Below are 12,417 nucleotides of genomic sequence, written 5' to 3'. Positions count from 1 at the left end.
TCGTTCGACGTCGGTGTCGGACGAAGAAACGGAGTACACAATGAAGTTTTCCAAGGGTGCCGCGGCTCGTATCGCCGTGGCCGCTGCCGGTGGTCTGGTGCTCGTGGGCACGGCGGGTGCGGCGTTCGCCGCCGAGGTCGACGGCTCCGACGTCGACGTCAACGTGCAGATCGCCCCGGTCGTGGGCCCGGGCAGCCTGAGCCTGACGGTGGCCGGTACCTCCGCCACGCTGACGGAGTCGGCATCCGGTGACGCCCAGGTGCGCCAGTTCGACGGTGCCCTGCCCACCGTGACCGTCACCGACACCCGTGACGTCGCCGACATCCCGGCGGATCACTTCTGGTACGTCGTCGGTCAGGCCTCGGCGTTCACCGGCCCCGGTGGCGCCACGATCTCCCCCGACCACCTCGGCTGGACCCCGAAGCTCATCGACGGGGGCGACACCGGTCTCGTGACCGAGGGCGAGCCGGTCGGCACCTCCGAGGACACCGGCGACGACGCGGTCGGCCTCGTCGACAAGGAGCTGCTGTACACCGCTCTCGAGTCGAAGACCGTGAAGGAAGGCGGGGAGTCCTCGTGGACCGCCGACGCGGCGCTGGTGTTGAAGACCGACGCCGGAGTCACCCCGGGTGCGTACACGTCGAAGCTGACCCTGTCCCTCTTCGAGGACGTGTTCTGAACCGTCCCGCGTGAGTTCCCCGCACAAGCGGGCCGAGTCCCCTCCGAGGGTCTCGGCCCGCCTTTCCACACCACGCAGATGAGCGAATGACGCAGCCTTCCGACGGCCACGGACGCCGGCCCAGTATCTACGACGTCGCGCGTCGCGCGGGGGTCTCGCACATGTCGGTATCGCGGGTGCTGAACGGCCATTCCAAGATCTCCGAGAGCACGCGTGCGCGCGTGCTGCAGGCCATCGACGACTTGAACTACAGACGGAGCTGGACCGCCTTCGCCCTCGCCACCCGCCGCGCCCGGCGGATCGGTGTGCTCATCGACGGCCCCGTGCAGAACGGTCCGAACAGCACGTTGCGGGCGATCGAGAAGGCCGCGCGTGAGGTCGGGTACGCGGTGAGCGCGTTCTCGATCGGCGATGACGATGCGTCGCAGATCGATTCCGGTGTGATGGAGCTGGTGACCCAGGGGGTCGACGCGCTGTGCGTGATCGCTCCCCGGGAGTCGTCGCTGGATCTGTTGCGTCAGCAGACGACAGGGCTGCCCACGATCGTCATCAAGGCGGAGGCCGATCCGTCGTGGCACACGGTCGGTGTCGACCAGCGCATGGGAGCGCGGTTGGCCGTCCAGCACCTTATCGATCGGGGTCACCGTACGATCGCGCACGTGGCCGGGCCGATGGATTGGTTGGACGCCCGTGAGCGCGCGCAAGGCTGGCGCGAGTGCCTCGCCGAAGCGGGGTTGCCGGAGGGGCCGTACGTCGTCGGCAACTGGACCTCGGACTTCGGGTTCGAGTTCGGTCAGTCCTTCGAGCTGGGGGAGACCACCGCGGTGTTCTCGGCGAACGACCAGATCGCCCTCGGCGTCATCCATGGGTTGCACCGACGCGGCGTCCGCGTCCCCGAGGACGTGAGCGTCGTCGGCTTCGATGACCTTCCCAATGCGCGGCACTTCCTGCCCCCGCTGACCACAGTGCGTCAGGACTTCGCCGAGCTCGGTACGTTCGCGTTGCAGCAGCTCGTGTCCGCGATCGAAGGCAGAACCGCGCCCAGCCACGACACCATAAAGCCGCGGGTCATCGTGCGCGAATCCACCGGCTCGGTGTCGGACCGATGCTCCGAGTAGCATGCGCAATCCGACGACGGTCCGGGAGGAGCGACACCAGCTCATCACGTCGAACCCTTCGCGGGTGAGCCGAGAATGGCCGACCTCGGGTCGGCGGCACACCCGCGGCAGACCCGGGCGCCGGNCAACCGTTCCCCCCGGATCGCTCTCCGGCCGCGTCTCTATCGGCAGGATCGAGCCGCGTAGGGCGCAGTGGTCTCCGTTGTGAACGTCTTGCCGTCGACCGCGGTCGTCGCCGTGACCGTTATCGAGCCCGCGGCCACCGAGGCGGTGCGCGCGGTGAAGACGGCGGAAGCGCGGGCTCCCGGCTGCAGGGTGCCGAGATCCTTCGACCCGTGTGCGGACGACAACTTCACCGAGGCCGCGGTCGAGCCGGTGTTCGCGACCGTGCCGGCCAGGACGACCTTGCCTGCGACGCACGAGGTCCGGGCGGTCGTCGTGAGCGGGGCCAAGACGGTGACGGTGGCAGTGACCGTTCGCAATGACGGAAGCACTTCCTCGTCACGCGTCATATCGAAGACGGGGCGGTCGTCGGCGGCGTAGTGGATGCGCACGATGCGTGTGTCCCGACCGTTGCCACCCACGCCGTCACCCCACGTGTGGTAGACGTACAGGTCGTTACCGTCCTCGTCCGTCGTGACCGAACCGTGTCCCGGACCCTGCTCGTAGGTGCGGTAGTCCGTCACCCCGTCGGGCATAGGTGCGCTCTTCAGCAAAGGCATGTCGTACTTGTGCCAATTGTCGATGTCGGTGAGGTCGCTGGCCTCGTCAGCCCAGGCGCCGCCCACGATGTACTTCGGGCTGACGCCGTCGCTCGAGTAGATCAGGGTGATGCGGCCGTCCCGTTGGATGGCGAAGGCACCCTCGGCCAGCTTCTCTTCGAACGACACCGAGGGCACGATGATCGGTACCGGCTCCCCGATGACGCGCGTCGGCGCGGCCGGATCGACCTTCGCGATCCACGTTGCGGGATCGCTGATCGCCGCACCCTGCGGGGTGTACCGCTGCGACCAGGCGTAGTACGCCTGCCCGCCCGATTCGAAGTACGTCATGTCGAGGCTGATGTTGCGACCGAACTCGGCGCGGCCCAGGGGAGTGTTGTCCGCCTTGAGGATTGCGCTGGGCGTGGACCAATCAGCCGGATCGGCCGGATTGCCGCCGTCGCGCAGCTGCATGATGTGCGCCTGCACCGTGAACCATTCGCCGCCCTGCGTCGATTGGTCGTTGTCGGGGTTGAAGCACGGCGCGAACAGGATCGACAGCTTGCCGCCGATCTCATGGATCTCGGGTGCCCAATAGCATCCGGCGATCACCCGACCCTCAGCGGTGCGGTCGCCCCGGGTGTTGCGGTTCAGCAGGTCGACCTCGATAGAACGGCCGCCGTTGTCATCGGCGAGAGCGTCGATGGTGTCGGCCACACGGATGGGGAGGTGCTGCGAGGCGATGTTGTTGTTGTTGGTGTCATCGGTCGCGATGAACAGGTACTGCACCCTGCCGTTGCGCTCGTAGCGGTACATCGTCGGATCGGCCCGGTTGTACGCGAAGGGTTCGGCGTACGCGCGTTGACGCACCGTGCCGGTGATCGTGTAGGTCCCGGGAGCGGCACCGGACACGCGCGCGACATCGTCGGCGTTCCAGTCGACACCCAACGAGGCGGTGGACCCGTCGGAGTACGACAGCTCGGCCTTGGTCTGCGCGAGCGTGGACGCCTGGCCCTGGGAGATCGTCAAGGGGGCGACCTCGACGGCCGTGTTGACGATGCGTCCGAGACGGTTCGAGAGCGACGAGGCGGTCGCCGCCGAGACCGGGAGCGTGCTGGCGGGGCGTGCGTCGGGGACGCGCGCGGCGAAGCCCGACAGGTCGGGGGTGCTCACCGTGAGCGCGGCACCCGCGCGCACGGCGCCCACGTTGCCCGCGGTGACGACCCGGGAGCGCTTGCCGTCATCGAGCGGCCAGAACGGCGCCGTCCGCAGCTCGGTGCGCGCCAGGTCGTCTACGGTCGTCGACCGGGCGGCGCCGGTCGAATCCGTCCAGGACACGACATATCGCTTCTGGTCGGTGTCGTACACCGCGCGGGGCTGGACGACTCCCGACGTCGTTCCCAGATCGAGCAGACCGAGCTCCTCGAAGTCGGTTGCGGCGGCATCCTTGGCTTTGAACACCAGCGCGCTCGAGGTCTGCGTACCGTCGGCACCGCCGCCCTGCAGCACACGGGTGGCGATGACGCCGATCGTGCCGTCGGCGAAGGTGAACAGCGAGGGGTCGGACATCCCGCGATGGTCGATGCGGTCGACGGCGAAGAACTCGCCCTCGGCGAAGACCACTCCGCCGTTCTTGTACAGCGGGGCGGCGTCTGCGACCGACGTCCCGATCGCCAGATGCAGGCTGCGGGCGACCGCATCCGTGTTGGCGGCGCGCTCACCCGTGGGGGTCCGCGTATACGAGACGATCTGTCGGCCGGTGCTGGCGCTCAGCACCGTCACCGCGAACGACTTGGTTATCGTGGTCGCACCGATCTTGACCTCGGCGGTCACCTGAACGGCGCGGTCGGCGGCGGTGGAGTTGGTGAGCACCCCGCTCGGCAGGGCTGCGCCGTCGGCGCTCCACGTGATGGAGTATCCCGGCGCTTCGGGGAGGGCGGTGCCGGAGGACACCACGGGAGGCACGACGAGTGAGGTGCGCAGACGCTCCGTCGCATCCGCGGCCGAGTCGGCCGTCACGGTGACGCTGACGGGTGAGCCTGTCGCACGGGCACCGGCGAGAGACGCGGTCGGGGTGAGGGTCACGACCGCATCGGGAGAGCCGGCCGCGGGACGACGTACCGCGCCCGTGTCGCTGATCACCGCGGTGTCGCTGCTGGTCCACGTGATGGTCGACCCACCGGGACCGCTCGTGGGCAGCGCGATGTCGGTCGTCACCGGGCCCGACACGGGAGGTCGGGTCGCCGCCGCGTCGGCCTCGACGATCGCGGTCGCCGCCGGCGCGGCATCCTCCTTGATCTGTTCAGGGGAGAGGGCCTGGCCGTAGACGTGGACGTCGTCGAGTGCGCCCGCGAAGAAGGGGTCGGGGCCGTAGAACGACTTGCCCAGCAGGCCGGAGAACGATGTCGTGCCGACGGTCGCAGCGCCCGTGACCGAGGTCGGAGTGGTCGCCACCAGGGCGCCGTCGACGAAGGTCGACACGCTCACGCCGCTGCGCAGGACGACAGCCACGTGACTCCACCGACCCACGGCGGCAGGACCGGGGGCTGTGGCGCGCTGCTCGGAGCCGCTCTTGACCGCGCCGATCAGCTGACCGCCGCACTGGGGTGTGGCGAACAGATAGCGGTCGGTGGACTGCCCGAGGGTGTAGGCCCAGGCGCAGCTCTGATTGCCGTCCCAGCGCATCCACGCCGACATCGTCACGTCGGTGGTCGAGGAGGACGTCAGTCCTGGCGCGATCTCGACGAACGCTGCAGCTGACCCGGCCTGTCCGCCGGGGAGCTCGATGGCGCGGTCCGAGCCCCCGCGCGGTCCGGTGACCGAGGTGGCCCCGGATCCGCGCACGGTGCCGGGATGAGTGCCGGCTCCGTCCGCGATCGAGGTTCCGGCTGCGAGCGCGGAGCCGGCGGCGGTGGCGGAGGAGAAGTCGTAGGAGAGGATCGGCGACGCGGTGGCCGCGGCGGCGGGACTCGCGACGAGAGCGACGGTGCTCAGCGGCAGCATCGCCGACATCAAGAAGGAAAGATAACGATGAGATCGCATGGAGTTCACTTCCGTGCAGGGCTGGGTATGACGAACCGGCCCCGAGCGCGAAGACCAGCGCGGGCGGGAACGGATGGGGCGTGCGGACTCCGGCCGATGTGAGATCGGATGGGACTCCGCACGGCCGAGCGGTGGTGCCGGTCGGCGGGATGCGAAGGGGTGGGGAGGGCGTCTCGCTCTCCCCACCCCTCGTTCACAGGACGGAACCGATCCGCGTCACTTGCAGGTGATGGCGGTGTAGGCGGCGGTGATCGTGCGCGTGCCCGAGGCTCCCTCGGACGTTACTTCGACCGAACCGGCCGCGAATGTCGTCGCGCGGACGGTGGTGACCGTCGAGACGGAGGCTCCGGGGGCGACGGCGTTGTGTGTCTTGGTGCCCCACGCCGTGCGGACGGTGAGGTCGGCGGCGGCGTCGCTGTCATTCGTCGCCCGCGTGGTGACGGCCGCCTTGCCCGCGATGCATCGCGTGGATGCCACGGCGCTTACGGCCGGCCCCGGAGGAGCCGTCGCGGTGATGGTCGCAATCGCCGGCGTCCCGGCCGAGTTGGCGAGCTGTCCGCGCACCTGGACGGTGTCACCGGCCTTCTTCAGCGACGACAGATCGGCCTTCTCCCAGGTGACGGCGACGGTCTCGCGGTGTCCGTCTTTGAATGTCGCCTGCACCGTGCCGGGGAGCGAGACCTCGGTGGAGCCCGCCTGGGTGCTGGCCGCGACCGGATCGACCGAGGTCACGAGCAGTGAGGGGTTCCACGTCGCGGCCAGGACGTCGCGCTCCTTCGCGGTGATGGCGAGGATCGAGCCGTGGCGCGGCGACGCCGGCAGCGAGAAGCTGCTCGGGATCGTCCACTGGATGTCGCCCTCGAGGGAGTTGGTGCCGAGCGGGATGTAGCCGCGGCCGCCGTAATTGTCGACCCACAGGAAGTATTTGTAGCCGGCTCGATCGCCTTCGTTGGCCTTGAAGATCTCCGGTCCCTCGACTTCGGGGGTCCCGGCCGTCCGGCCGATGCAGGTGTCGATGAGGGACCAGGTACCGGATGCCGTGGTCGCGCGAAGGTTGTTCGACTTCTGTCCGATGATGTCGGGGGAGGCGCAGCCGGACCGCTCCGTCGCCTTGGTGAAGCGGTAGTAGGTGTCGCCCTCCTTCAGCACGGTGGAGTCGATCAGACCGTTGCCGGCGTTGAGCTGCGACAGGTCGGCGGCTTTGAACCACGGCTGGGGAGTGGTGAAGTCGCGGAAGTCGCGTGTCGTCGAGATGAGGATCTGCGGCCCGTTGCCGTCAGGGGTGTTGCGGGCGGCGCCGTCGGTGAACAGCGTCGACGTCCAGTAGACGGTGTAGGCCTCGATGCTCTCGTCGTAGATCGCCTCGGGGGCCCAGGTCATGCCCGCGTTGGGCAGGTTGACCTCGATGTGACGTTGCTCGCCCCAGTTGACGAGGTCGGTGGACTCCCAGATCTCGAGGTGGTGGCTGCCGCGATCGGTCGCGCCGCCCCAGCCCGAGGTTCCGACCGAGAGATCGGTGGCGAGCAGGAAGAACCGGTCGCCCTCCTTGGACCGCAGGATGAACGGGTCGCGCAGACCCTTCGTACCCTTGGTCGAGCTCAGGACGGGCTGCGCGTCGTTCAGCGTCTTCCAGCGCAGCGAGTCGTTACCGTCCGAGGTCGCGAAACGGATCTTCTCGCCCTCGACGTTGTCACCGGTGAAGTATGCGAAGAGGTAGGCGTCGAGGTCGCTCGCGGCAACGGGAGTCGCAGCGGGAACCGTGCGCGGCAGCACTCGCTCCACCGGCTGGGCGCCGGCGACGGTGACCGTTGCGGTCAGGGTGACCTGCGTGTCAGCGGCGGGGCGTGTGACGGCGCCCTTGGCGACGATGTTCGGGGCGGTGCCCTTGTCGGTCGTGGAGATGATCGTCTCGTTCGACGACGCCCACGCGATGGCGGCGTTCGCCGCGCCTGAGCGCGTGGCGGTGGCGGTCACGTCGGCGCCGGTCGTCGGCAGGGTGATACTGCCGCGGATGGGCCCGGCCAGGGCGGCCTCGGCGGCGAGACCGTCGGCCACGGCGCGGGCAAGCTCGGCCTGAGCGCTATCGCCCTGGGCGTATGCGGGAACCTTCACCGTGATGGCCGGACCCGCAACCGCGGCGCCACCATGGGTGGCGGTGGGCGTCAGGATCGCGGTGGCGTCGCCCGAGCCCGCGGTGGGGCGGACGACCGCTCCCGCGCTGCTGACGACGCCGGGGTTGCTGGAGGTCCACAAGATACTCGACCCGCCCGCGCCGGTGGTCGGCAGCGTGAGGTCGGAGGTGACGTTCGAGGTGTCGCCGAGCGAGACGGCGGCGTCGCCGCGCGCGATACCCGCGTGCACATCGCTCTCTGTCTGCTGCAACTGGCCCGCGGACAGCGCCGAGGTCCACACCTTCACGTCGTCGATGGCGCCGGCCCAGTAGGCGTCGGGACCGTAGAACGACTTGCCGAGATACCCCGAGAACGTCGAGCTGCCGATTGCCGCCGACGCGTTGTAGTTTGTCGCGGCCTCACCCACGAGGGCGCCGTCGAGGAAGGTCTGGACGGTCTTGCCGCCGGTCACGACGACGGCCATATGCACCCATCGCGACGCGGCGACCGGAGCCGTGCCCGAGGCGCGCACCTCGGAGCCGTTCTTGATGGCGCCGTACCCGGAGGTACCGCACTGCGTAGTGGCCAGGATGTGGGCGTTCACGCTGGATCCGAGCGTGAACGGCCAGGTGCACTGCGGCGCGCCGCTCCAGCGGATCCATGCCGACATCGTCACGTCGGTCGTGCCCGCCGGAATGAGACCGGGGGCCACACGCACATGGGGCGCGGCGGCGGTGCTGGCACCGCCGGGCAGTGACAGCGCCCCGTCTCCCGACGCGCCGCTGGCGCCGGCGACGCGTGACGAGCCGCCGTTCACGACGGTGCCGGGGCGGTTTCCCGGGGCGACGTCGGCGATGAGAGCGCCATTGGCGGGGCTCGCGTCGATGTTGTCGAAGGTGTATTCGAGGATGGGTGTGGGCGCCGTCTCGGCCGCAGCCGCTGCGGTAGCGGGAGAGAGCATCGCCCCGAGGCACACGGCAGCGAGCGAGAGGGCGAGCGCGCGACGCGGGGGTCGAATCCGCGCGAAGCGGGCGGGCGGGTGGTCAGACAACATGTGTGTCCTTTCGGGAGACGGTCTCCAATGACGCGTTCCAGTGGTTCGTCGTCGAACCGATTCGGATGTACTGCGACTCGAATATATCCGTTCTTGTTTCCGCTAACAAGACCGCTGTGGTACTGCTTATCGCCACGGCCGTCGCCTCACGTTTGCAACCGCACACCGCCATGGGCGCCGTCGGCTGCGGCGTGGCGACTTCCGCGAGCGTGCTGATGCTTGACTCGTCGAACCGGTTGCGGCACAGTGAACACAAGCAAAGTGTTAGCGCCAACATCGACGTTCGCGCTTCGTGAGAACCGCGTCCCTCTCCCGCTCGTCCGGGGTGATGAGGCGCACCGCGTGTTTGGACACTGCCTCGCCCGGCCGTTCATCGCGTGTCGTACAACCCGACTCGGACCATCTCCGGGGTGGTCCGACGATCCGAAAGGCAACCCATGTCACGGACGACGATGTCCCCGACGAAACCCCCCACGGCGCGAGGACGAAAGGCGAGAGCCTTCGGCGCAGTCGTCGCCGCCCTCGTCATCGGTTTCACGGCGCTGGGCGCGGCCACACCCGCCGCGGCCGCTGCGCCCGTCGGAACCGGAACGAACCAGGAGATCCGCAACCAGCAGAACACTCTCTGCATGGACGATTACGCCTTCAACACGCAGCCCGGCGCCGAAGTGCGCCAATGGACCTGCCTAGAGGGCCAGAACCAGCTGTGGGCGATCGTCGACCTCGGCAACGGCTACGCCGAGATCAAGAACAAGTACAGCAACCTCTGCCTCGACAACTACAACTTCGCGACAGCTCCCGGGTCAGAGGTGCGGCAGTGGACGTGCAACGGCGCGAACGTCCAGCAGTGGCAGCTGACAGACGTCGGCGGCGGATGGACCGAGATCCGCAATAAGCACAACAATCTGTGCGTGGCCAGCGCCGCCTCCCCGGTCGACGGTGCACTCCTCTCCCAGCAGACCTGCAACGGTTCCGGTGTCCAGCGCTGGCGACTGACCGACCCGAACGTGTCGAAGATCACCTACACGCTCTACACGTCGGCCACCCCATCGGCTGACGAGGCCGACGCCTACGCACGCATCACCGATGCGATGGATCGCGCGGTCGCCCGTTACAACAAGTTCAACAACACCTGGCGCCACCTGAACGTCTACTACGCTCCGGGAGTACCTACCGCCGAGGCCAGCATCAACGGCGACATCCGCTTCGGATCCAACCGGGGATTCATGCAGGAGGGCACCGCGCTGCACGAGATGTCGCACACCGTCGGAGTCGGTACGGCCGGGCACTTCCAAGGCAAGTGCGACGCACAGGACTGGCCCGCCGCCCTGCCCCTGCTGAGGTCCTGGGACGGTTCAAGCGCGCGTATCAACTGCGGAGGCAGCCACATGTGGCCCTACGGCTTGAACTACTCCGACGAGTACAACGAGGTCAACTTCGACCGCAACGTGCGTCTGGTGCAGGCCATGCACCACGACGGCCTATAACCGGCGTCGTGAAGGATGCCCGTAACGCGGAGTGACGGAGGAGCCCAGCGCCCAAGGTCGTGAAGTTCAGAAGCACTCCAAGGGGGGTCGTGTCCGCGGACGCGACCCCCTTCCTCACCCGCGAGGCACCGGATGAGCCGACTCTCCACGTCGAACCGCGCGAACGGCTGCGCGTCCACGGCTGATCACCCAGCGTCGAAGCGAGCCACTGCTCGCCGGTGGTCTTCGCGGGGCTTCGTCGTTTCGAGATCGAATCCCGGCCCGGAGCCGTTCGTCATACATACGGGGAGAACTCATGCTGACGGACGTCCGCGATCTCCGTGATCGCCCCGTGAACCGAACAGCCGCCCGCCTGGCCGCGTGATCACCGGTCCGGGAAGGTGCCCTCGTAGTCCTGCCAGGTGCCGGCGAGATGCTGCATCGCCCAGAGCTGCTCGGCCGTGGAGGCTGACGTCGCACCGGCGAAGTCCATCACGATGTAGTTCGACCGGAATCCGTCTTCGACGGTCGCCGCGAATCGTTCGGCCGCCCCTCTCGAGCCGAACCGGTAGTACGCCGCTTCCTGCGTGGCGTATGCCTCGACGCAGTCCACGTCCGCCCCGCATGCTGTCGCGGTGATGTCCCGCGGATCGGTCACGGGAGGGTTCTCGACCCCGGTGTTCTCGAGCAGTTGATGCAACGTCAGCGTCCACTGGCTGTCGAAGAGCAGCCGCCCGAACCACAGCCCGCACGCTGCGATCACGGCGATGACGACAGCGACGACGAGGAAACGCACTCCTCGCGGCCGACCATGGGGGTGATCCGTCCGGCTCATTCGGGGCCGGCATCCGACGGGTGCGCGGGTGCGGCGGCGACCCGCTCCCGGTGCGAGGGGATCAGTCCTACGGCGAGGCCGCCCACGAGCTGCACGATCGCGAGAAGTCCGATGGCCGCGGGCAGTGCGATGGTCGGAGCGGCTGCCGCGTCTTCCAGGTCGATGAACGGACCGATCTCATCGAGCCACGTCCCGTACGCGGTGCCGTAGACGACGAGCAGGACGATGGTCGCCAACCCGATGGCTGCGGTGATCAATCCCCAGATGTCTCCACGCACGGATGCAGTCTCTCAGGCTCGGACCGCCTTCGCGGATTCGGTGTCGGTACGCGTCCCACACCGGCGGGTGCGGCCGACGAACGGGTGAAGTGCGACCTCAGCCGATGCGCCGCACCGCGGCATCGGGCGGCGGCGGCGCGGTGCTGTCGCGGACGACGAGCTGGGGCCGCTCCGACGAGAACCGTCGCCCGGTTTCGCCGGCGATCTCGTTCAGCAGGAGCTGGAGCCCCCGGCGCCCGAGACCGGCGAAGTCCTGATCGACCGTCGTCAGGGGCGGGCTCCACAGCGCCGCCAGGGGATGATCGTCGAAGCCGGCGACCGAGATGTCGTCCGGAACCCGGCGGCCGGATGCGACGATGCCGCGGATGACTCCCATGGCGATCTCGTCGTTGCCGCAGAAGACCGCGGTGACCGTGGGGTCTTCGGCGAAGCGGCGGCCGATCTCGATGCCCGAGCGCGGATCCCACGTCGCGTCGCTGAGCGGGGGGATCACCGCTCCGCGCCGCTTGAGCGCCCGCCGCCAGCCGGTGGTGCGCCCGTCCTCGCGGCGGGAGGGGGGGACGCGCACGTGGTGCACGGTCGCGTGACCGAGGTCGAGCAGGTGGTCGGTGAGCTCCTCGGCGGCGCGTGCTTCGTCGAGCACGGCCTGCCGCAGGCCCGGCTCCCGCACGCCCGAGAGGGCGACCAGCGGGAGCGACGTCGGGATGCGGTGCAGCGCCGCCACCCCGGGAGGGTCGAACTTCAGCACGCACACGCCGGCGAGGGGTTGGGCGAGGGTCGCGGCGATGGCCCGGTCGATCTCGGCCTCGTCGGTGCTCTCGACGACGGTGATCATGACCGTGTAGTCCTCGGCGCGGGCGGCCTCCTCGATCCCGCGGATGGTCTCGGCATAGCCGTACTGCGACGTGTCTCCGGCGATGACGGCGATCACCTGCGCCTTGCGCGACGCCAGGACCCGCGCGGCGGCGCTCGGGCGGAAGTCGAGGGCCGCGATGGCCGCCTCGACCGCTTCGCGCTTGCCCGCGCTCACCTTGGCCGCTCCCGTGAGCACACGCGACACCGTCGGTACCGAGACCCCCGCCCGTGCCGCGACGTCGGCGATGGTCGCCGGCTTGGTGCGGGGGGTGTCCATC

General features: G+C 68.9%; 9 protein-coding genes. 4 read left to right on the top strand and 5 right to left on the bottom strand.

Annotation, left to right across the window (positions count from 1 at the left end; all coding sequences use genetic code 11):
- Positions 1–40 precede the first annotated feature (40 nt).
- Together ACTJJP_RS17095 and ACTJJP_RS17090 are read left to right on the top strand one after the other, a co-directional pair.
- Entirely contained in the window at positions 41–679 is a 639-nt protein-coding gene (locus ACTJJP_RS17095; RefSeq protein WP_440776186.1) for a hypothetical protein, read from the top strand.
- Between the two features lie 86 nt (positions 680–765).
- Entirely contained in the window at positions 766–1,797 is a 1,032-nt protein-coding gene (locus ACTJJP_RS17090; RefSeq protein WP_440776185.1) for a LacI family DNA-binding transcriptional regulator, read from the top strand.
- Between the two features lie 161 nt (positions 1,798–1,958).
- Here ACTJJP_RS17090 and ACTJJP_RS17085 read toward each other — a convergent pair whose 3' ends face one another.
- Together ACTJJP_RS17085 and ACTJJP_RS17080 are read right to left on the bottom strand one after the other, a co-directional pair.
- The gene (locus ACTJJP_RS17085; protein ID WP_440776184.1) at positions 1,959–5,540 is read right to left on the bottom strand and encodes a LamG-like jellyroll fold domain-containing protein; all 3,582 of its coding nucleotides are present in this window, start codon (positions 5,538–5,540) and stop codon (positions 1,959–1,961) included.
- A gap of 216 nt (positions 5,541–5,756) precedes the next feature.
- Entirely contained in the window at positions 5,757–8,705 is a 2,949-nt protein-coding gene (locus tag ACTJJP_RS17080; protein WP_440776183.1) for an immunoglobulin-like domain-containing protein, read from the bottom strand.
- A 2-nt stretch (positions 8,706–8,707) separates the two neighbouring features.
- Between ACTJJP_RS17080 and ACTJJP_RS17075 the strand changes: the two genes are divergently transcribed.
- Together ACTJJP_RS17075 and ACTJJP_RS17070 are read left to right on the top strand one after the other, a co-directional pair.
- On the top strand, positions 8,708–9,001 hold the full coding sequence (locus ACTJJP_RS17075) for a hypothetical protein (protein WP_440776182.1): 294 nt from the start codon (positions 8,708–8,710) through the stop codon (positions 8,999–9,001).
- A gap of 141 nt (positions 9,002–9,142) precedes the next feature.
- Complete coding sequence (locus tag ACTJJP_RS17070; protein ID WP_440776181.1) at positions 9,143–10,192, top strand: RICIN domain-containing protein; 1,050 nt, start codon at positions 9,143–9,145, stop codon at positions 10,190–10,192.
- Between the two features lie 364 nt (positions 10,193–10,556).
- Here the strand turns inward: ACTJJP_RS17070 and ACTJJP_RS17065 are convergent, their stop codons facing one another.
- From ACTJJP_RS17065 to ACTJJP_RS17055, 3 genes are all read right to left on the bottom strand, one after another.
- Positions 10,557–10,967: a hypothetical protein gene (locus ACTJJP_RS17065; protein ID WP_440776180.1), complete on the bottom strand. Its 411-nt coding sequence runs from the start codon at positions 10,965–10,967 to the stop codon at positions 10,557–10,559.
- Between the two features lie 35 nt (positions 10,968–11,002).
- Positions 11,003–11,284 carry a hypothetical protein gene (locus ACTJJP_RS17060; RefSeq protein WP_440776179.1) on the bottom strand — a complete coding sequence of 94 codons (282 nt, stop codon included), beginning with the start codon at positions 11,282–11,284 and terminating at the stop codon, positions 11,003–11,005.
- A 97-nt stretch (positions 11,285–11,381) separates the two neighbouring features.
- Positions 11,382–12,416, bottom strand: coding sequence for a LacI family DNA-binding transcriptional regulator (locus tag ACTJJP_RS17055; RefSeq protein WP_440776178.1), 1,035 nt, complete (start codon positions 12,414–12,416; stop codon positions 11,382–11,384).
- Position 12,417 lies beyond the last annotated feature (1 nt).

Origin of the sequence: Microbacterium sp. 22296 (genome assembly GCF_052045385.1) — a bacterium.
GTDB lineage: Bacteria > Actinomycetota > Actinomycetes > Actinomycetales > Microbacteriaceae > Microbacterium.
The sequence above is the reverse complement of the archived record's forward strand: the minus strand, read 5'-3'. Positions and strand labels throughout refer to the sequence as shown.

Coding starts and splice junctions, on each gene's coding strand:
- ACTJJP_RS17095 (WP_440776186.1), top strand. CDS start 41: ATGAAGTTTTCCAAGGGTGCCGCGGCTCGTATCGCCGTGGCCGCTGCC.
- ACTJJP_RS17090 (WP_440776185.1), top strand. CDS start 766: ATGACGCAGCCTTCCGACGGCCACGGACGCCGGCCCAGTATCTACGAC.
- ACTJJP_RS17085 (WP_440776184.1), bottom strand. CDS start 5,540: ATGCGATCTCATCGTTATCTTTCCTTCTTGATGTCGGCGATGCTGCCG.
- ACTJJP_RS17080 (WP_440776183.1), bottom strand. CDS start 8,705: ATGTTGTCTGACCACCCGCCCGCCCGCTTCGCGCGGATTCGACCCCCG.
- ACTJJP_RS17070 (WP_440776181.1), top strand. CDS start 9,143: ATGTCACGGACGACGATGTCCCCGACGAAACCCCCCACGGCGCGAGGA.
- ACTJJP_RS17055 (WP_440776178.1), bottom strand. CDS start 12,416: ATGGACACCCCCCGCACCAAGCCGGCGACCATCGCCGACGTCGCGGCA.